This window comes from Salinibacillus aidingensis, assembly GCF_055393355.1.
Genome location: NZ_AP043759.1, coordinates 2,845,914 through 2,866,510, shown reverse-complemented (window position 1 = coordinate 2,866,510; position 20,597 = coordinate 2,845,914). Strand labels below are relative to the sequence as shown.

The window sequence follows — 20,597 nt, the reverse complement described above, 5'->3', positions numbered from 1 at the left end:
CATTATATAAATATGATGTCTTTGTTAAGTTATGGAAGTGAAGGTTGCATAGATATTGAATCGTGTATTTGAAGCTATGCTAATGCAACTGTAATGTCGAGGGTGGCTGGTTGTCGCCCTGCGTTTAGGTTTTTTAAGACGGAAAGAGGGGATAGACCATGGAAACTTATCTTGAATACATAAAAAAGATAACTTGGAAGGAATAGTTTTTTTCGCATGAATGGTAGGACGAGGCTAGGAACCTGTCCCTCCGTCCCAGTTACATGTATAATGCTTATAGGAGCTTCAATCATCATGAGAATAAACTTTGGAGGACATACGATGAAATCCCAATATAACTATAAGAACGCACAACTAAGCAGTAAAATCAATATCCCGACCCCCGATTGCAGTGGAACCCCCATATTCATCAGTGATGAAACGATCCAATACAGAATGGAAAAGGTATTGCAGGAGATGAGGCGTTTGGAATTGGATGCCTTGATGATCTATGCGGACGTTGAACATGGAGGGAATTTTGAATACCTGGTTGGATTTATCCCTAGATTTGAAGAGGCTTTGCTGGTTCTTCATTCGGATGGAAGTGCCTTTTTGGTTCTGGGAAATGAAAACTATAACAAAGCCAAGTACTCAAGAATTCCGGCAAAGGCGATTCATTGTCCGCATTTTTCCCTGCCCAATCAGCCTATGGAACCTGCGAAGACTTTTTCGAGTATTCTCATGGAGACTGGAATTCAAAAGGGGATGGACGTTGGGCTCACAGGCTGGAAACATTTCACGAGTAAGGTGGAGAATAATCGGGACTTTTTTGATATACCTTCATTTATTGTAGATGAGGTTAAAGAGATGGTTGGAAATGGCGGTTCCCTCACCAATCGGACAGATCTGTTTATTGCTGGAAACCATGGAGTAAGAAGGGTTGGTATAGGTGCCTGTCACCACCCGAAAAATCTTGTTTCACGGAATGTTTCACACGTCCTGGTTCGACAAAATCCGGGTGGTGACAGGCACCACCCCCACAGGCACCACCCCCAAAGGAGGAATCCTGTTGCAAAATATATTCGAAAATCTATTAAAACTATACTCCAAAGATAGCAGCTCCATTAAAACGCCTCTAGAGGATTTTACAACAGAAATATTCTCTTCCATCCTATCTAAAGATAATCATCTATTAGACACTTTTATGAATCAAGTTTTGAAAATTGAAGGGGAAGGCTTTGCGATCGATACCCAACAACAGTATGCATTGGAGAATGATAGAGATTGCATCATTGATGTTGTTGTCTGGAATCAACATAGTATTTGCTTTTTGGAAAATAAGGTAAATTCACTTGAAGGACCCAGGCAGTTGGAACGATACAAACGAGTACTTAACAAATTAACAGGAGAGAAAGAGGTTTATCTGAGGTACTGCACGAAATATTATGATTTGAAAGATATAGAAGACATCAATTTTGACCAGATTCGCTGGCAGGATGTTTATCATTTTTTGCAGGATTACGAAGAGGATACGATTATTCAGGACTTTATGGATTTTTTGAGGAGGATGGATATGGCAGGTGCAGATTATTTTAATTTCAATGATATGCTCGTTATGAATCGTTTTTGGGAAACGTTGTCGAAAATGGATGAATGCTTAGATGCCATCACACCAAAATTCACAAGTGCTTTTGGAAAGCCCTACACGTATGATTATGAACGTTTAAAACAAATAGCTGCCTATAATAGATACACAATGTGGCGGGAGGATATTTTTGCAGGTGGAAAGAGAGCACATTCAAAGATTATTTTAGGATTTGAATTTAACGTAGTAGAACCGCAGCCTTATCCGGTGTTGTTTCTGGGGATAGTGTGTAACCGCAATCATAGTCGTTATCACATGGTCAAAGATGCAATTGAACGTCAGGGTGATTTTGATTATACCGAAGAGGAGTATTCCATATGGGGCTGGTATGAAACCCCAGTATCTAACTTTTTGTCAATGGAAAATCAATTTGATGGAATTAATCAATGGTTCAGCAGGAGTATTGATAGGTTGATAGGGTTTAAAGAGAATACTGAAAAGTTGGGGTGGAAGTAGGGTGGTGCTTGTCACCACCCGAAAAACTTGTTCCACAGAATGTTTCACACGTCCTGATTCGACAAAATTTAGGTGGTGACAGTGTACCTATAAAAAAGGCACCTATCAAAAAATACTTGAAATCACAAGTGCAACTTGGTATAGTAAAGTTAACAAAATTATCAGAAAATTTAACGGGGTTTAAAAATAAAATATATTCAGTTTATCAACTATTAATTGTAAGCGTTATCAAATGCTGTTTTGAAGTAATTAGGTGAGAAAATGAAACTTTCCGAAAAAAAGATGAAAAGAAAAAAAGAACAAATCCTGCGTTCTGCTATTAAGGTTGTCAACAACAAGGGATATGTCAAAGCGACTATGGAAGAGATTGCAGCTGAGCTTCTCATGACGAAGGGGTCTTTATACTATTATTTCAAAAACAAAAGCGATTTAATTTTCCAATGTCATCGTTTTATCTTATCTGATGCAGTAAAAGATCTGGAAACAGTATTAAAGCATGGTGAAGGATCAACCTCTGAAATCTTACAGCAAATGGTAGCCATACATATTGATTATGCCGTAGATGAAAAAGACACCTTTAACCTTATTATGGAGCCAAAAAACCTGTTTAACAACGAACAAATTGACCTCGTTTTAAACCTGAGAAAGCAGTATGAAAATCTTTTTGACCAGATTATCAAAAGAGGAATCGAAACGGGAGAATTTAAAACCAGGGATCAAACCATAGCTAGAATGATTATCCTGGGAGCAATGAACTGGATACAGCAATGGTATAGCCCAGCGGGGAGGTTATCAAAGGAAGAACTGGTAGAAACCTATACCGATTATATTTTGAAAATTCTAAAATAGGGAATTTCCGCTGAGTATTCACAATCACTGTCTCCAGCATTTAGCCAAAATTAAACAAAGCCATTTGGATTTATGGATGAACGGCCAAGAAATGCATAGGTAAAAACTTAGAATATTCCTTATAACACACCGGGGGGGAAGCAGAATGTTAAAAGAGCTTTCAAGCAAAGCCGTAAAGCTAAGAGAAGAATTAATCGAATTTATGGATGAATATGTGTATCCGAACGAAAAGACTTTTGAAGAACAATTGAATGAACAGGAGAGCCGCTGGGAAATTCCGCCGATTTTGGAGGAATTAAAGGCAAAAGCAAAAGCCCATGGGTTGTGGAATCTATTCTTGCCGGATGAAGAATATGGAGCGGGGCTAACAAACTATGAATATGCTCATCTTTGTGAGATTATGGGGCGTTCACTCATTGCACCTGAAATATTCAACTGTAATGCACCAGATACAGGAAATATGGAGGTCCTCGTCAAATACGGATCTGAGGAGCAGAAGAAACAATGGCTTGATCCGCTCCTTGAAGGTAAGATTCGTTCGGTATTTTCCATGACTGAACCTGATGTTGCTTCATCAGATGCAACCAATATCGAGAGTACAATTGTCCGTGATGGGGATGAGTATATCATAAATGCGAAGAAGTGGTGGTCAACAGGTGCCGTTGATCCGCGTTGTGAAATTGCGATTGTGATGGGAAAAACCGATCCTGATGCAGAAACATACCGTCAGCAATCTATGATTCTCGTTCCATTTGATACACCTGGTGTTGAAGTGAAAAGGCATTTAAATGTTTTTGGTTATGATCATGCGCCCCAAGGACATGCGGAGATTCATTACCATAATGTAAGAGTACCGGCGTCAAATATTTTACTAGGTGAGGGCAGAGGGTTTGAAATCGCCCAGGGAAGACTAGGTCCAGGCCGGATTCACCACTGTATGCGAGCGATTGGAAAAGCAGAGCGGGCACTTGAACTCCTCATTCATCGAGCAAACCACAGGGAAGCGTTTAAATCCCGCTTAATTGATAAAGATGGCGTGCGAGAAGCCATTGCAGAAAGTCGCCTGGAAATTGAACAGGCACGGCTTCTTACTTTAGAAGCTGCCAACAAAATTGATCAGGAAGGGGCCAAAGCAGCGAGAAAGGAAATTGCGATGATTAAGATTGCGGCTCCAAGAATGGCGTTAAAGGTTATTGATCGGGCCATTGAGCTATTTGGCGGAGCAGGTGTGTCAGATGATACCCCGCTGGCAGAATTTTGGGCAGATTCTCGTACACTTCGAATTGTTGATGGTCCAGATAAAGTGCATTTAAGGGATATTGCCAAACTGGAAATCAGAGAGCAATTGAAGGACAACTGAGGTCTTGGGTTAAGATAAATTTTTGAAAAAACCTGGTGAAGCGTTTTAAATCATGAATATTACCATGAAGACTGATTTTCTCCTTACCTCATAGCAGTAATACTTGGGATAGGATGTCAGGAATCTCCATGTCATACAGTCCTGCTTTTTACTAAATTGGAAAATTTTGTTTACCTGTTTTTGGTAGTGAAAAGTCATTCTACATAAAAACAATGCGGTTTAGGTCTTTAAAGAAAAAAGTCCGATAAGAAAAAAAGCTTAATCAAACTGAAAGGAGAGGCATATGACAATAGGAAATTATGTAGATCAGGACCAAATTAATTGGCAGCAGTTGGAAAAACATTTACGGGAATCGATTGAAGCTCTGCCTCAAGAAACGATGAAAGTGAAGAAGTTTTCGGAGGGCTATTCGAACCTGACCTACCTCATATCAATAGGGGATTGGGAAGCGGTGTTAAGAAGACCGCCATTTGGAGAGATTCCGCCCAAGGCCCATGATATGCATCGGGAATACACGATTTTAAGCAAGGTCAATCATGCATTTCCTCTGGCTCCCAAGCCATTATTGTATAGTGATAATCCCGAAATTATGAACCGCCATTTTTATGTGATGGAGAAAAAAGAAGGCTATGTGATTGATGATGAACTTCCCCCTAGCTATGGAGGATCGGAGCAAGCAGGACCGATTATTTCTGATCGAATGATTCAAACATTAACTAAAATGCAAGCGATTGATTATAAAGAAGCAAATTTAACCGATATTGGTAAGCCTGCTGGATATCTGGAGCGGCAAGTTCATGGCTGGATTAAGCGTTATCAGCGATCTAAAACCGATGAGTGGCAAGGCGTTTCTGAACTTGAGACGTGGTTCAAACAGCATATTCCGACGACAACGGAAACCACAATTGTTCACAATGATTTTAAGTTAAATAATCTCTTATTTGATCCTGAGGCCCCTGGTAAGATAAATGGCGTCTTGGATTGGGAGCTTTCAACCATTGGTGATCCCCTTACTGATTTAGGTTCAACGCTTGCCTACTGGGGCCAATCTGAGGATCCGGACTTAGGCATTCACTTTGTCACCAACCAGCCAGGCTTCTACAGTCGCCGGGAATTTGCAGAAGCATACGCGAAACAAAGTGGACGGGATATATCGAATATTACGTACTATGTGGCCTTTGGCTTTTATAAGCTGGCTGTTATCCTTCAGCAAATCTATTACAGATGGAAAAAGGGAGAAGCAGATGATGACCGGTTTCAGAATTTAAACCAAGCTGTTGCCAATTTATTGGAGATGGCCCATTTAACTCGTTCAAACCGGTTAATATAAAACAAGGGAGTATATCTTAAACTATTAAAGAATATTTATATGTTTATAATCTCTAATCCTATCAATCCTAAAAATCCTGCAAAAGGAACGTAGGGTCAGGAGATTTATATAGAATCAGATTTAGGATGGAGGTGGATCACGACGTAAATATTTTATACCTAATAGGAATTTCAAAATTTTTTAGAGGAGGGAAAAAATGCCGGAATTTTGGAAGGATATTGCTCCACTGGTTCATGAAGAATCAGTTAATGGGATTGACATGAAAACATATAAGGAAAGACCCCGTAATTTAAATGAAACGTTATTAGAGAGTGTGCAGCGTTATCCAGAGAAAACGGCGCTTGTTCATGGCGATGAGTGGGTTATTTACAAAGAGCTTGAGGAACAGGTCAACAGCGCAGCTTATCAGCTCAAAAACCATTATGGTGTGAAAAAAGGGGACCGGGTTGCTTTACTGCTCATGAATGGAACTCCCTTTGTGGTTGGCGTTTTTGCAGCATTACGAATTGGGGCCATTGCGGTTCCGCTTAACACGAAATTAAAGTCAAAAGAACTGGAATTTATGTTAACCAATTCAGGTGCAAAGGTACTGATAGCGAACAAGGAATGGTGGCCAAATCTTGAAAACATCATGGATCATATTTCGGTTGAAACCTGTTTTATTACTGACAAAAGACCGCCTGATGGAACGCTTCCTTTTACAAAGCTTACTGAAAAGAAGGTTAATGAACAAGTTTTTAAAAATGTGAATGAGCACGACCCTGCCTTTATCATGTACACATCTGGTACAACCGGCACACCTAAAGGGGCATTGATCTCGCATTTTAATATGATACACACGATACAAAATTATAAATATTGCTATAATCTATCCTCTAGTGACTCCACAGTAGTTGCAGTACCTGTCTTCCACATCACGGGTTTAGCAGCTCAACTTATGACGTTTATCTACTTAGGCGGAAAAATAGTTTTAATGCCTATGTTTAAACCTGTATCATTTCTAGAAATTCTTCAAAACGAAAAAATCACCCATGTTATTGCATCTCCAACTGTATATGTCATGACATTGCAACAGCCTGATTACCAAAAATATGATGTTTCCCATTTTAGAGTGGGAGGTTTTGGTGGTGCTCCGATGCCAAGTGATACTTTAAAAGGCCTTAAAAACTGGGTACCAGACATCAAGCTACACAATACTTATGGACTGACTGAAACAACTTCTCCAGTGACGATTATGCCTGATGAGCATCAACTGAATCATGTGAGCTCTGTGGGTGTAGCAACGCCTGTTACAGAGGCAAGAGTCGTGGATCCTGAAAAACGGCATGATTTAGCGCCAGGAGAAGTCGGGGAGTTGTTATTTAAAGGTCCAATGGTAATCGGAAAATATTGGAATAATGAAAAAGCAACCAGGAAGTCGTTTCAAGATGGCTGGTTCTCGACTGGTGATTTAGCGAAAATAGACGACCAAGGCTTTATTACCATTATGGATCGCATCAAGGATATGGTGAACCGGGGCGGTGAAAAAATCTTCTCGGTTGAAGTTGAAGATGTGTTGTATTCGAATCCAAAGATTGCGGAAGTGGCCATTGTCGGCGTACCAAATGAAAAATACGGTGAAGTTGTCAAGGCCTGCATTGTGCCCCGCTATGACGAAATCATCACTGAAGATGAGGTTAAGGATTGGGTAAGGAAGCATCTGGCTAAATTTAAAATACCTGAATATGTCGAGTTTGTGGATGTATTGCCAAGAAATCCGAATGGCAAAGTTGTCAAAACCGAACTGCGTTATGTGCCAGAAGTAAGTAAAAATTAAGGAGGAGATTTATATGAGTCAAAAAGTCAATACGGTATTAGGTCCGGTACCAGTGGATGAGTTGGGGAAAACGTTAATGCATGAGCACTTCTTTTTTGGGTATCCAGGGTTTTATGGAAATTCCCTTTATCCAAGAGATGATGAAGAAATTATGCGTGTAGGAATGGAAGTTGCTGCAACGGTTAAAGCACATGGGGTAAAAACCGTTGTGGATGCCACTCCGAATGAGGCAGGAAGAGACCCTGAGCTATTGAAGAGAATTGCTGAAAAAACAGGTTTAAATATCATCTGCTCAACAGGTTATTATTATGAAGGAGAAGGTGCTCCTGCTTATTTTACCTTTAAAAAAGCGCTGGGTTCAGCTGAAGAAGAAATCTATGAAATGTTCATGCACGAAATTACGAAGGGCATTGGAAAAACCGGAATTAAACCAGGCGTAATTAAATTAGGTTCTGGAAAGGATGCCATTTCGGACTATGAGCAAACATTCTTTAAAGTAGCAGCAAGGGTTCAAAAAGAAACAGGCATTTCAATTATCACTCATACGCAGGAAGGTACAATGGGTCCTGAACAGGCAGAGCTGCTTGTCTCTGAAGGAGCCGATCCAAATCGTGTTTTAATCGGACATATGGATGGAAATACCGACATCAATTATCATTTGCGTACATTAGAACATGGTGTTTTTGTTGGCTTTGATCGCTTCGGTATTCAAGGATTTGTCGGAGCTCCAATGGACAAAGACCGCGTAGGAACTTTGATGGGATTGATCGGACTAGGCTATGCCGGTCAGCTTATGATATCTCATGACACGGTTAATCATTGGTTAGGAAAAGCTCCTGAATGGCCGGATGAACTGAAAAAATTGATTGCAAATTGGCATCCAGGAAATATCTTTGAAAATATTATTCCTGCTCTGAAAAAGGGCGGAGTTACCGATGATCAGATTGATACGATGCTCGTCAAAAATCCAAATAAAATTTTCGGTGGCAGTGAAGCTGACAAGGCAGCTAAAGATAAGAAAGAAACAGCCAATTTGAGCTAAATGATTATAAGGTGTGAGGGTGAGAGGTGTTTCATCCTTACACCTTTTCTACGTGAATATATGATTGTATAGCAGCAAAAACAAAGGAACTTTAAGAATGTTTAACTTATTGAAGGAGTGACCCAAATTGTACAACACCATACGAACAGAACTAAACAAAGGCATACTAACCATATTTTTAAACCGTCCAGAAAAAATGAACGCCTTTACCGAACAGATGAAGGATGAACTGATCGGTTGCTACCAGAAGGCAGATGAAAATGATGATGTACGTGTAATCATCGTAATTGGCGAAGGAAAAGCCTTTTGTGCAGGAGCGGATTTAAGTGCAGGCGGATCCACCTTTGCATCAGATGAGGGAATGGAAAATTATCGAGATGGCGGGGGCCAAATCAGTTTGGAAGTTTATAATCTAAAAAAGCCTATTATCGCGGCCATTAACGGACCTGCTGTAGGGATAGGCTTGACGATGACGCTGCCTATGGATATACGAATCGTAAAGCCGGATACGAAAATCGGCTTTGTGTTTGCTAGACGGGGAATTGGCCCTGAAGCTGCATCAGGCTGGTTTTTACCCCAGTTAGTTGGAGTTGGAAAGGCCTTGGAATGGTTTTACACGGGAAAATATATTCCGACACAGGAGGCCCTTCAACACGGCCTCGTCCAATATGAACATGAGCAGCCGCTGGAAAAAGCAATGGAAATCGCTCAAGATATTGCAGAAAATACAACTGCAACGTCCAATAGTTTTGCGAGACAGCTTATTTGGCAAATGCCTGGGACCAGCCATCCATACAACTCCCATTTAATAGAGTCCAAGTTTTTGTATTGGGCAGGTAAAAATGCAGATGCTGAAGAAGGCGTTCAAGTCAGCAGGCGGTTCGATGCAAAAATTGTAATGCAGATATTACACCTTTTGTTTTTACACATGCATACACGATGGCATTTAATCAGAAAAAATCAATGGGAATTACATTAAATAAAGATGGTGCAGAAAAAGTTGCTAACGATGCAAAAAATTATATGAATACACCTGAAAATTCTATTCAGAATCCAGTTGTAACGTTTGCACCCCATGATTTAGTTGGAACAATGGCCCGTCTTCGTCCATTTTTAGGGCAATTAGGGACTACACCTTCTCGTCCATTACCTGACTCTCATAATGCAGGTGACTTCGGTCAAGCTCTGATTGATGCACCCCATGATTATAGTGTTTCAAAAGAACAATTAGAGGATCGTACGGATGGACACATGGATATTAATCGGGTTAGGGATGGCGCGATTCTGCTTTGTCCTGTTAAAGTTCCTGGTGGAGGAGTTTATGTTGGAGATATGCATGCCATGCAGGGGAATGGAGAAATTGCTGGTCATACAACAGATGTTTCTGGAATTGTAAGCCTGGAAGTTAACGTGATTAAAGGATTAGATTTAGAGGGACCGGTACTTCTTCCAGTCGTTGAGGACTTGCCATATCTAGCAAAGCCTTTTAGTGAACACGAAAAACAAGAGGCTCTAAAACTAAGTAAAGAATGGGGAGTAACTGAACTAGAAGAATCCTATCCCATCTCTTTTGTTGGATCGGGGGCAGATCTCAATGAAGCAACAACTAATGGAATGGAAAGGGCTGCAAATTTATTTGACATAACAGTACCAGAAGTTATGAACCGTGCAACGATTACCGGTGCAATTGAAATTGGTCGACATCCAGGGGTTGTTACCGTTACATTTCTTGCTCCTAAGAAGTACCTGGAAGATAAAGGACTCCTTGATATCGTAAAAAACCAATACATTTAAAATGTTTCCCGTAAATCATCCTATTTTGATTTACGGGATTTTTAAAAGGGACGGAGGGACAGGTCCTCCGTCCCGTCACTCTCCCCCGAGGGACAGGTGAACTGTCCCACCTCCGGCAAAGCAAAAATACATCTAGCCTATCAGCTGGAGGTATTCGTACCCAGTACCACTTATGCGGAATGTATCACGGACGGAAGTTAGGCTTATCCTTATCAACTGGGATAAGCCTAACTTTTTTTTCGACATCTATTTTATCATATTTAGGAGGAAACTTTTATGAGCCAAACCAAGAAACATCAAAGATATAGTAAGGTAATTAAATTAGAATCAAATCGACGTGTACTTGAGAAGGATGAATCTGTAAGTGTGGTTGAACAAACCTTACATGAGGCACAGAAAAAAAGAGGAACGGATGAACATACCATCTTACACAGTGACCAAGGTATGCAATACTGTTCCAATAGCACCTGATTTCATATTTAGATTAGTAAAAAGGTATAATTTATATTGATTGTACGTACGAATTATATTATTATAGGTATAATTCATACGTACAAAAATAAATGTAGGGAGAAGGTGTGAACAAAATGTTGGAGGATTTAAAACAATCAGTATTAGAAGCTAACTTGGATCTTACTCGATATGGATTAGTAACTTTTACTTGGGGTAATGTAAGCGGTATCAGTAGAGAAGATGACCTTGTTGTCATAAAACCAAGTGGTGTTCCGTACCATGCTCTAAAACAAGAGGATATGGTTGTCGTTGATTTAGACGGAAATGTTGTAGAGGGGAATTTAAATCCATCCTCTGATACGCCAACACATATTGTTTTATATCAAAATTTTCCTGAGATAGGCGGTGTTGTACATACTCATGCACAAGCATCAACTAGCTGGGCACAGGCTGGTAAGGGGATACCTGCTTTAGGCACAACTCATGCAGACTATTTTTATGGAACAATACCTTGTACACGTCCAATGACAGAATCGGAAATAAATGGTGCGTATGAGCATGAAACTGGAAAAGTAATTGTTGAAACCTTTAGGGACATTAATTCAAATGAAATTCCAGGGGTACTCGTTAATAGTCATGCACCTTTTACTTGGGGGAAGGATCCAAATGAGGCCGTACACAATGCTGTTGTTTTAGAAGAAATTAGTAAGATGGCCCAGCAAACTTATCAGCTTAATCCAGTGATTTCCTCAATGGATCAAGTGCTCTTAGACAAACATTATCTAAGAAAACATGGTACTAAAGCATACTATGGTCAGAAAAAATAGGGGGAGGAACTGAAAATGAGTAATAAATATACAATTGGTATCGATTATGGTACAGAATCTGGGCGCGCGGTACTTATTTCTTTGAAAAATGGTGAAGAAATTGCCGGTCATGTGACGCCCTATCCGCATGGAGTAATTGATCAAACCTTACCTGATACAAACGTAGAGTTGGGTTATGAGTGGGCTCTTCAGCACCCGGGGGACTACTTAGAAGTTATAAAACAATCGGTTCCCGCTGTGTTAAAGGAGTCAGGAGTTGATTCTGCTGACGTAATCGGAATCGGGATTGATTTTACTGCTTGTACAATGCTTCCCATAAACCAGGACGGAGAACCTCTTTGCCTCGACCCCGCATTAAGGAACAATCCACACAGCTGGGTAAAGTTGTGGAAACATCATGCTGCACAGGATGAGGCAAATGAGTTGAACAAAATTGCCGAAGAACGTGGTGAAGAATTTTTGTCTCGTTATGGAGGAAAAATATCTTCTGAGTGGATGATTGCAAAAGTGTGGCAAATCCTGAATGAAGCTCCTGATATTTATGAACAAACGGACCAGTTTGTTGAGGCAACTGATTGGGTGATTTCCGCCCTTACCAATAAACTACATCGAAATAGCTGCACAGCCGGTTATAAAGCAATTTGGCATAAACAGGATGGTTATCCCAGCAATGAGTTTTTTAAAACATTAGATCCTCGATTAGAGAATCTTACAGAAACTAAACTGAGAGGTAATGTGGTGCCACTTGGTACAAGAGCAGGAGGTTTAACGAAAGATATGGCTGAATTGACAGGCTTAAGGGAGGGTACAGCGGTTGCTGTTGGAAATGTTGATGCTCATGCAGCTGTGCCGGCAGTAGGGGTTGTTACTCCTGGAAAGCTTGTAATGGCAATGGGGACTTCTATTTGTCATATGTTACTTGGTACGGAAGAGAAACAGGTTGAAGGCATGTGTGGTGTCGTAGAGGATGGAATTATTCCTGGATACCATGGTTATGAAGCAGGCCAATCTGCAGTTGGGGATATTTTTGCATGGTACGTGAACCAAGGGATTCCGGCTTATGTTGAAAAAGCAGCAGAGAAAGAAGGGATGAATGTCCATCAATGGCTGGAAAAGAAGGCTTCATCATATAAGCCAGGAGAGACAGGCCTTTTAGCGCTAGATTGGTGGAATGGGAACAGATCTGTTTTAGTGAATACAGAACTAAGTGGCTTGTTACTTGGTGCCACTATTCAAACAAAGCCTGAGGAAATATATCGAGCATTACTTGAAGCAACAGCATTTGGTACAAGGAAAATTGTAGATGCTTTTCATGAAAATGGTGTACCTGTTTATGAACTGTATGCATGTGGTGGGCTTCCACTAAAGAACAAGCTTTTAATGCAAATTTATGCCGATGTAACCGATAGAACTATTAAAATTGCTGAGTCGAAACAAACACCAGCGGTAGGGGCAGCGATGTATGGCGCGGTAGCAGCAGGAGCAAAAAATGGAGGATATGATTCTATTCTAGATGCTGCCGAAAAGATGGCACGGATTAAAGATGAAGTGATTGAACCAATCCCTGAAAATGTTGAAATCTATGAAAAATTGTATCAGGAGTATTCGAAACTTCATGACTACTTTGGACGTGGAGAAAATGATGTGATGAAACGATTAAAAGCATACCGAAAAATATAAATCTATCAATATATTTAGGAGGAACATAATGTTATTTATAAAACCTTATGAGTTTTGGTTTGTAACTGGAAGTCAACACCTTTATGGGGAAGAAGCATTGTTAGAGGTAGAAAGTCATTCAAAAAAAATCGTAGAGGGATTAAACAAGGAGGGGAATCTACCCTTCAAGGTTGTTTTTAAATCTGTCTTAACAACATCTGATGAGATCAGGAGAGCTAGTTTAGACGCTAATTCTAATGATTATTGTGCTGGTCTTATTACATGGATGCACACCTTTTCTCCTGCAAAAATGTGGATATCCGGTCTTTCTAGATTACAAAAGCCTTTGTTACATTTACATACGCAGTTTAATCGTGATATACCATGGGATCGTATTGATATGGACTTTATGAATTTAAATCAATCAGCTCATGGGGACCGTGAATATGGATTTATTGGAACAAGAATGCAGATTGCCAGGAAGGTTATTGCAGGATATTGGGAAAGTGAGGACGTGTTAAGCAGGATTGCTCAATGGATGAGGACAGCAATAGGTATTGTAGAGGGAACGAATATTCGCGTGGCAAGGTTTGGCGATAATATGCGCAATGTCGCCGTTACGGATGGGGATAAAGTTGCGGCCCAAATGAAGTTTGGCTGGACCGTTGATTATTATGGGATAGGCGATTTGGTGGAACGGATTAATCAGGTATCTGAGGAAGAAGTGGAAGCTCTATTTCACGAATACCAGGAGTTTTACGACATTCCTATTGATGGGAAAGATGGAGAGTCGGTGAAGGAATCCATTTTGGAACAAGCCAGAATCGAAATAGGATTAAAAGCCTTTCTAGATGATGGGAATTATACTGCATTTACCACAAACTTTGAAGATTTACATGGTATGAAACAATTACCGGGATTAGCTGCTCAACGTCTAATGGCACAAGGTTACGGTTTTGCAGGGGAAGGAGACTGGAGAACAGCAGCGCTTCTTCGCCTCATGAAGATTATTTCAGATAATCAGGGAACATCCTTTATGGAAGATTATACGTACCACTTAGAACCTGGAAATGAAATGATTCTTGGGTCACATATGCTTGAGGTTTGCCCTACAATAGCAGCTACAAGGCCCAAAATCATTGTCAATCCTCTTTCTATGGGTGGAAAGGCGGATCCTGCCCGATTAGTTTTTGATGGCCAAGGGGGACCAGCGGTTAACGCATCACTAGTTGAACTTGGGGGCCGATTTCGTTTGGTGATCAATGAAGTGAATGCCGAGCAACCTAAAAAAGAAACTCCAAACTTACCTGTAGCTAAAGTGCTCTGGAAGCCAGAACCGTCCTTAAGTGAAGCAGCTGAGTCCTGGATCTACGCAGGGGGGGCACACCATACTGTACTTTCCTTTGCTGTCACAACGGAGCAACTATATGACTTTGCAGAGATGAATGGGATAGAATGTATTGTCATCGATAAAGAGACGAGTCTTAGACGATTAAAAAATGAATTAAAATATAGTGAAGCTATTTGGAGATAGATGTATGTTACGCAGGGCTGTGTGGTAAATATAGCTCTGCATTTTTTATTATGTTGATATCAAAATATCCAAAGGGTTCATTATCTAATGGGAACTTTAAAATTTCTTAAAGTAGTGAAGATTTTAGTAAGTATTGACTTTGTGATATGATACTTGTACGAATAAGTAGCGAAGCATAAATATATCTGTAATCGGGGTGTACATCGTGGAAACAAAATATAGTATTGTCAAACAAGGCATTAAATCCAAAATTTTAGATGGAACTTTTACTCCACATCAAAAAATTGGTACGGAAAGTGATCTTATGAAGCAATTTGGGGTAAGCAGGCATACGGTACGCTTAGCAATTGGAGATCTGGTCAACCAAGGATGGTTATATAGAGAGCAGGGCGTAGGGACATTTTGCGCAGATCGGAGTAAGCAGCAAAGTAAATCTGACTCTAATCAAAAGAATATTGCCATTATAACCACTTATATATCTGATTATATTTTTCCTTCAATCATACGTGGGGCAGAGTCCACACTTACTGAGGAGGGCTATCAAGTAAGTTTATTTAGTACAAATAACGACCACGAAATGGAAAGAAAACTCTTAGAAATCATTGTTTCGCAATCCTTTGATGGTGTCATAATCGAACCTACAAAAAGTGCTTACTCCAATCCAAATATTAGCTATTTCCTCAATTTGGAACGACTTTCTATTCCATATATTATGATTAATGCCTATTATGATGAATTGGAGCCACTTAGCATTTTAATGGATGATGAGAAAGGTGGATTTTTACAAACAGAGCATTTAATAAAGCTAGGTCATAAAGACATACTAGGTTTTTTTAAAACAGATGATATTCAAGGGACTAAAAGGATGAAAGGGTACTTAAAGGCTCACCGGAAGTACCAGATTCCAATAAATCCAAATAATATTGTTACGTACTCCACTACAGAAAAAGATAAGAAGCCAACTGAGAAACTTCAACAATTACTATCATCCAGTCAGAATAAGTCAACAGGGTTAGTGTGTTATAATGATGAGCTTGCAATCAAGCTTTTAGATGTATTACGGGAGAAAAAAATTCATGTACCAGATGACCTTTCAATCGTTGGGTATGATGACTCTTTTTTAGCTAACGTTTCTGAAGTAAAGTTAACGTCCATCATTCACCCAAAGAGTAAAATGGGGCAAGAGGCTGCCAAAACAATTATTGATTTAATTACTTTGAAGGAGAGTAGTAAACAAAACGATTTAGCGAAAATGGACTCTATCGTTTATTCTCCAGAAATAGCTATTAGAAGCTCAACAAAGAATTTAAATCCACGAGAAATGATTAATACATAAAAAAGCCTTTCTATAAGGCTTTTTTTTATATTAGAGGGTACAAAAATTGGTGGAAATATTCTAAAAATTCATATTGCAAATTATATTCTTATAAACTATAATAAATGTACGTACAATATAATGATTGTGTTCCGTAAGTTGTACGAACATATTCGAATTCCATAGTGAAAATGTAGAAGAGCGTTTGAGAACTAATATATTTTTTACTACTTTGTGTAAGCGCTATCTATACCGGGGATTTTTCTAACTATGGAATGACTACTCTATTACACGACAGGTGTATTGATTATTTCAGAGGGGGAATAAAATGAAGAAAATAGGCTTTATGCTGTCATTGCTGATCCTTGTGATCGCAATGGTAGGTTGTAGCAGTCAAGCTGGAGGTGGCAATGGTGATGGCGATCAAAAATTTGTCGGTATCGCAATGCCAACGAAATCATCAGAACGTTGGGTAAGAGATGGCGATAACATGGCTAAAGAATTTGAGGAACTTGGATATAAGGTAGATTTACAGTATGCGCAGGATGTTGTAGAAAACCAAATTTCACAAATCGAAAACATGATTACAAAGGGTGTTGACATTCTTGTAATCGCATCCATTGATGGTGAAGCACTTACGGATGTTTTAGAACAGGCAAAAAGCCAGGATATTCCTGTCATAGCGTATGATCGTTTAATCATGAATAGTGATCACGTAAGCTATTATGCAACATTTGATAATTTCCAGGTGGGTGTATTACAAGGAAAATACTTAGAAGAAAAGCTGGGATTAAAAGAGGGTAAAGGTCCATTTAATATTGAGCTATTTGCAGGTTCGCCAGATGATAATAACGCTTATTTCTTCTGGGATGGAGCAATGTCTATCTTACAACCATATATAGACAGTGGTGATTTAGTAGTAAAAAGTGGACAAACATCATTTGACCAAGGTGCAACTTTAAGATGGAGCGGAGCGGAAGCCCAAAAACGTATGGATAACATTTTGAGTGCTCACTATTCTAATGACACAATTGATGCTGTTTACTCTCCGTTCGATGGGATTAGTATCGGTGTTATTTCATCATTGAAAGCTGTTGGCTATGGAACAGAGGATAAACCAATGCCAATTATTACTGGGCAGGATGCAGAACTACCATCTATTAAATCTATTATTGCTGGTGAGCAGACACAAACGATTTTTAAAGATACAAGAGCATTAGCGAAAAAAGCAGTGGAAATGGCGGATGCAGTACTTAAAGGGGAAGAACCAGAAGTTAATGACACAGAAACTTATGACAATGGCGCTAAAGTAGTACCTTCTTATCTATTAGAACCTGTTTCAGTAGACATTAATAATTATAAGGAAGTATTAGTTGAATCAGGTTATTATACTGAAGATCAACTACAAAATTAACGATAGTTTTGTATTATAATAGATGATTTAGTGGTACTTTCGATACCGCTAAATCATCTTAATTATTTTCATTTCAAAGGTGTGAATAGAATGACTGAAACCATATTGGAAATGAATCAAATTACGAAAACATTCCCTGGAGTTAAAGCCTTAGACGATGTGAATTTAAAAGTAAAAAAAGGAGAAATACACGGCTTAATTGGGGAAAACGGAGCAGGCAAGTCTACTTTGATGAAGGTTTTAAGTGGGGTTCATCCATTCGGAACTTACTCTGGTGATATTGTTTTTAATGGTGATGTCTGCGAGTTCAAAACAATTAATCAAAGTGAAGCATTAGGTATTGTTATTATTCACCAGGAATTAGCGTTAGTCCCAGAGCTATCAATTGCAGAAAATATTTTTCTAGGGAACGAGAATGCAAATAAAGGAATCGTAAATTGGAGCGAAACTGTTACGATAACGAAAGAACTCCTAAATAAAGTAGGTTTAGATATTTCTCCTCAAGAAAAAATAAAAAATATCGGGGTAGGACAGCAACAGTTAGTGGAAATTGCAAAAGCACTATCAAAGGATGTAAGACTTCTAATATTAGATGAGCCGACTGCTGCACTTAATGAAGAAGATAGTGAAAATCTTTTAAACTTATTAATAGAATTTAAAGAACAAGGAATTACTTCCATTCTTATATCTCATAAGCTAAAGGAATTAACCAAGGTATCTGATAGTATTACGATTTTACGTGATGGAAAAACAATTGAAAGTCTATCATTAGCTGATAACAAGATTAGTGAGGATCGTATTATAAAGGGAATGGTTGGTCGTGATTTATCTAATTTATATCCTGAAAGAAATCCCGAGATAGGAGATGTAGTTTTTGAAGTTAAAAACTGGTCAGCATACCATCCCGTTACATCTGAAAGGAAAATATTACATAATATAAATATCAATGTAAGAAAAGGTGAGATTGTAGGAATAGCAGGTTTAATGGGAGCTGGAAGAACGGAATTGGCTATGAGTATATTTGGTAAATCCTACGGAAAAAAAATATCCGGACAAGCTATAAAAGAAGGAAAAGAAATCAATGTGAATGATGTAAGCAAAGCGATAAAACATGGAATCGGGTATGTGTCAGAAAACCGTAAAGAATATGGATTAATTTTAATTGATAATGTCAAAAACAACATTACTGTAGCAGATTTAGGTAAGGTATCAAAAAATAACTTCCTTAACTATAATCAGGAGATTAATGAAGCTGAATCGATCAGAAAGAGAATTAATATAAAAACCCCAAGTATCTTTCAAAAAGCATTAAATTTGAGTGGTGGAAACCAGCAAAAAGTAGTTCTTGGAAAATGGATATTTACGGATCCAGAGATTTTGATATTTGATGAACCGACTCGAGGGATAGACGTAGGAGCAAAATATGAAATCTATAAAATTATGAATGATTTGGCAGAAAACGGTAAAAGCATTATTATGATTTCATCTGAACTCCCGGAATTGTTAGGTATGTGTGACCGAATCTATACATTGGCTGAGGGGAGAATTACAGGAGAGGTTGATAATGATGAAAATATCAATCAGGAAACTTTAATGAAATATATGACGAAAAGTGGGAGGTCTTAATCAATGGATAATATAAAAAGTTTTATTGGATCCAATATGCGAAGGTTTGGTATGATTATTGCACTTATTGGAATTGTTCTGTTATTTCAAATCTTAACGGGGGGCATTATTTTAACACCGTTAAATATAACGAATATTATTATGCAGAATAGCTACATCATTGTACTTGCTATTGGAATGATGTTAATTATTATAACCGGTGAAATCGACTTATCAGTTGGGTCTGTTGCTGCATTTATTGGTGCAATTGCAGGCTTTTTGATCGTCAAATTAGATATGTCGGTATTTATGGGAATCCTCCTTTGTTTAGTAGCTGGTGCTATCATCGGTGCATGGCAAGGGTTTTGGGTAGCTTATGTTAATATCCCATCGTTTATCGTTACCTTGGCAGGTATGCTAATTTTTAGGGGATTAACATTAGTTGTTTTAGATGGACAAACGATTGCCCCATTCCCTGAAGGTTATAGAAGTATAAGCTCCTCCTTCCTGCCAGACATTTTTGGTGGCGAGGGAATACAATTGTTTACGGTAGTGATAGGAATTGTTCTTTCATTGCTATATATTCTTACTGAACTGCGACTACGCAAAAATGCACAAAAATATAATTTTAATGTAACTTCATTTGGTCTTTTCATATTAAAACTACTTTTATTTACAGCGGTAATATTCTCATTCACATATGTACTTGCTTTATATGAAGGTTTTCCTTATGTATTGATTGTTCTATTTTTATTAGTTATTGGTTATACATTCTTAATGAATAACACAGTTTATGGAAGACATATCTATGCAGTAGGTGGAAATGCGAATGCAGCTCAATTGTCTGGGATAAAAACGAAAAAAGTAAAATTCCTGGTATTCATAAACATGGGTTTATTATCGGCACTATGTGGAATTATTTTCTCTGGACGTTTGAACGCAGCAACTCCGCAAGCAGGTAATTTATTTGAATTGGATGCCATTGCAGCAGCGGTTATAGGTGGTGCTTCATTTACTGGTGGGGTAGGTACAGTTTTCGGAGCTGTCATCGGTGCGCTCGTTATGGGTGTCTTAAATAATGGTATGTCATTGATGGGTATAGGTATTGACTGGCAGCAGGCAATTAAGGGACTTGTTTTATTAGCAGCCGTCGCGTTTGATGTATTGAACAAAAATAAATAATATCATAGTAAACTTTACAAGTTAAGATACAAAGAAAAATTCCACTGATTTATTTATTGGTGGATTTTTTTTGTATATTTTCCGGGGAAGGATAAAATGAAGAAAAAGGCTTAGCTATGCGTTTTTGTTTTTGTATATGAAAACCATTAAACCATCTGTTCTGTCTAGGCTCGGATCCAGATAGCGGTTTATGATATATTTCTTTTTATTATCAATCATCTAATCATTCCTTTTAGACATAGGATATTTTTAACTTATGTTAGAATTGTGAATTTATGCGTGTTCGGCGTCCAGAAGGAAGGGATGGAGGGACGAGGAACCTGTCCCTCCGTCCCCC

At 38.8% G+C, this 20,597-nt stretch carries 16 protein-coding genes and 1 pseudogene; all 17 read left to right on the top strand.

Annotation, left to right across the window (positions count from 1 at the left end; translation table 11 throughout):
* The first annotated feature begins 321 nt into the window (after positions 1 to 321).
* The 17 genes and pseudogenes from ACZ5OK_RS14980 to mmsB all read left to right on the top strand — a co-directional run bounded on the left by ACZ5OK_RS14980 (position 322) and on the right by mmsB (position 20,260).
* Positions 322 to 1,095, top strand: coding sequence for an aminopeptidase P family N-terminal domain-containing protein (locus ACZ5OK_RS14980; RefSeq protein WP_343838152.1), 774 nt, complete (start codon positions 322 to 324; stop codon positions 1,093 to 1,095).
* A complete protein-coding gene (locus tag ACZ5OK_RS14975; RefSeq protein ID WP_343838150.1) occupies positions 1,049 to 2,080 on the top strand; it encodes a PD-(D/E)XK nuclease family protein in 1,032 nt (343 codons plus the stop codon). The genes ACZ5OK_RS14980 and ACZ5OK_RS14975 overlap by 47 nt, the downstream gene beginning before the upstream one ends.
* Before the next feature lie 282 nt (positions 2,081 to 2,362).
* Complete coding sequence (locus ACZ5OK_RS14970) at positions 2,363 to 2,929, top strand: TetR/AcrR family transcriptional regulator (RefSeq protein WP_343838147.1); 567 nt, start codon at positions 2,363 to 2,365, stop codon at positions 2,927 to 2,929.
* Positions 2,930 to 3,074: 145 nt separating this feature from the next.
* Complete coding sequence (locus tag ACZ5OK_RS14965; protein ID WP_343838144.1) at positions 3,075 to 4,289, top strand: acyl-CoA dehydrogenase family protein; 1,215 nt, start codon at positions 3,075 to 3,077, stop codon at positions 4,287 to 4,289.
* Positions 4,290 to 4,572: 283 nt separating this feature from the next.
* Positions 4,573 to 5,619: a phosphotransferase family protein gene (locus ACZ5OK_RS14960; protein WP_343838142.1), complete on the top strand. Its 1,047-nt coding sequence runs from the start codon at positions 4,573 to 4,575 to the stop codon at positions 5,617 to 5,619.
* A 196-nt stretch (positions 5,620 to 5,815) separates the two neighbouring features.
* Positions 5,816 to 7,435 (top strand): class I adenylate-forming enzyme family protein, encoded by a 1,620-nt coding sequence (locus ACZ5OK_RS14955; protein WP_343838139.1) that lies wholly within the window; start codon positions 5,816 to 5,818, stop codon positions 7,433 to 7,435.
* A 13-nt stretch (positions 7,436 to 7,448) separates the two neighbouring features.
* Entirely contained in the window at positions 7,449 to 8,477 is a 1,029-nt protein-coding gene (locus ACZ5OK_RS14950; protein ID WP_343838137.1) for a phosphotriesterase family protein, read from the top strand.
* 127 nt (positions 8,478 to 8,604) lie between these two features.
* Positions 8,605 to 9,456, top strand: coding sequence for an enoyl-CoA hydratase-related protein (locus tag ACZ5OK_RS14945; RefSeq protein WP_343838135.1), 852 nt, complete (start codon positions 8,605 to 8,607; stop codon positions 9,454 to 9,456).
* A pseudogene (locus ACZ5OK_RS14940) lies at positions 9,351 to 10,271 on the top strand (acetamidase/formamidase family protein); the annotation flags it as partial. The gene ACZ5OK_RS14945 and the pseudogene ACZ5OK_RS14940, both read left to right, overlap by 106 nt.
* 276 nt (positions 10,272 to 10,547) lie before the next feature.
* Entirely contained in the window at positions 10,548 to 10,742 is a 195-nt protein-coding gene (locus ACZ5OK_RS14935) for a hypothetical protein (RefSeq protein WP_464758217.1), read from the top strand.
* 116 nt (positions 10,743 to 10,858) lie between these two features.
* Complete coding sequence (gene araD / locus ACZ5OK_RS14930) at positions 10,859 to 11,551, top strand: L-ribulose-5-phosphate 4-epimerase (RefSeq protein WP_343838129.1); 693 nt, start codon at positions 10,859 to 10,861, stop codon at positions 11,549 to 11,551.
* Positions 11,552 to 11,566: 15 nt separating this feature from the next.
* On the top strand, positions 11,567 to 13,231 hold the full coding sequence (locus ACZ5OK_RS14925; RefSeq protein WP_343838127.1) for a ribulokinase: 1,665 nt from the start codon (positions 11,567 to 11,569) through the stop codon (positions 13,229 to 13,231).
* Positions 13,232 to 13,259: 28 nt separating this feature from the next.
* Positions 13,260 to 14,744, top strand: coding sequence for an L-arabinose isomerase (araA, locus tag ACZ5OK_RS14920; RefSeq protein WP_343838124.1), 1,485 nt, complete (start codon positions 13,260 to 13,262; stop codon positions 14,742 to 14,744).
* Between the two features lie 205 nt (positions 14,745 to 14,949).
* Entirely contained in the window at positions 14,950 to 16,080 is a 1,131-nt protein-coding gene (locus ACZ5OK_RS14915; protein ID WP_343838122.1) for a GntR family transcriptional regulator, read from the top strand.
* Positions 16,081 to 16,387: 307 nt separating this feature from the next.
* Positions 16,388 to 17,473 carry a multiple monosaccharide ABC transporter substrate-binding protein gene (chvE, locus tag ACZ5OK_RS14910; protein ID WP_343838119.1) on the top strand — a complete coding sequence of 362 codons (1,086 nt, stop codon included), beginning with the start codon at positions 16,388 to 16,390 and terminating at the stop codon, positions 17,471 to 17,473.
* A 90-nt stretch (positions 17,474 to 17,563) separates the two neighbouring features.
* On the top strand, positions 17,564 to 19,099 hold the full coding sequence (gene mmsA / locus ACZ5OK_RS14905; RefSeq protein ID WP_343838116.1) for a multiple monosaccharide ABC transporter ATP-binding protein: 1,536 nt from the start codon (positions 17,564 to 17,566) through the stop codon (positions 19,097 to 19,099).
* A 3-nt stretch (positions 19,100 to 19,102) separates the two neighbouring features.
* A complete protein-coding gene (gene mmsB / locus ACZ5OK_RS14900) occupies positions 19,103 to 20,260 on the top strand; it encodes a multiple monosaccharide ABC transporter permease (protein WP_343838113.1) in 1,158 nt (385 codons plus the stop codon).
* Positions 20,261 to 20,597 lie beyond the last annotated feature (337 nt).

What these genes read in the sequence shown, in the direction of transcription:
- ACZ5OK_RS14980 (WP_343838152.1), top strand. Translation starts at nt 322, where the DNA reads ATGAAATCCCAATATAACTATAAGAACGCACAACTAAGCAGTAAAATC.
- ACZ5OK_RS14970 (WP_343838147.1), top strand. Translation starts at nt 2,363, where the DNA reads ATGAAAAGAAAAAAAGAACAAATCCTGCGTTCTGCTATTAAGGTTGTC.
- ACZ5OK_RS14965 (WP_343838144.1), top strand. Translation starts at nt 3,075, where the DNA reads ATGTTAAAAGAGCTTTCAAGCAAAGCCGTAAAGCTAAGAGAAGAATTA.
- ACZ5OK_RS14960 (WP_343838142.1), top strand. Translation starts at nt 4,573, where the DNA reads ATGACAATAGGAAATTATGTAGATCAGGACCAAATTAATTGGCAGCAG.
- ACZ5OK_RS14955 (WP_343838139.1), top strand. Translation starts at nt 5,816, where the DNA reads ATGCCGGAATTTTGGAAGGATATTGCTCCACTGGTTCATGAAGAATCA.
- ACZ5OK_RS14950 (WP_343838137.1), top strand. Translation starts at nt 7,449, where the DNA reads ATGAGTCAAAAAGTCAATACGGTATTAGGTCCGGTACCAGTGGATGAG.
- ACZ5OK_RS14935 (WP_464758217.1), top strand. Translation starts at nt 10,548, where the DNA reads ATGAGCCAAACCAAGAAACATCAAAGATATAGTAAGGTAATTAAATTA.
- araD (WP_343838129.1), top strand. Translation starts at nt 10,859, where the DNA reads ATGTTGGAGGATTTAAAACAATCAGTATTAGAAGCTAACTTGGATCTT.
- ACZ5OK_RS14925 (WP_343838127.1), top strand. Translation starts at nt 11,567, where the DNA reads ATGAGTAATAAATATACAATTGGTATCGATTATGGTACAGAATCTGGG.
- araA (WP_343838124.1), top strand. Translation starts at nt 13,260, where the DNA reads ATGTTATTTATAAAACCTTATGAGTTTTGGTTTGTAACTGGAAGTCAA.
- chvE (WP_343838119.1), top strand. Translation starts at nt 16,388, where the DNA reads ATGAAGAAAATAGGCTTTATGCTGTCATTGCTGATCCTTGTGATCGCA.
- mmsA (WP_343838116.1), top strand. Translation starts at nt 17,564, where the DNA reads ATGACTGAAACCATATTGGAAATGAATCAAATTACGAAAACATTCCCT.
- mmsB (WP_343838113.1), top strand. Translation starts at nt 19,103, where the DNA reads ATGGATAATATAAAAAGTTTTATTGGATCCAATATGCGAAGGTTTGGT.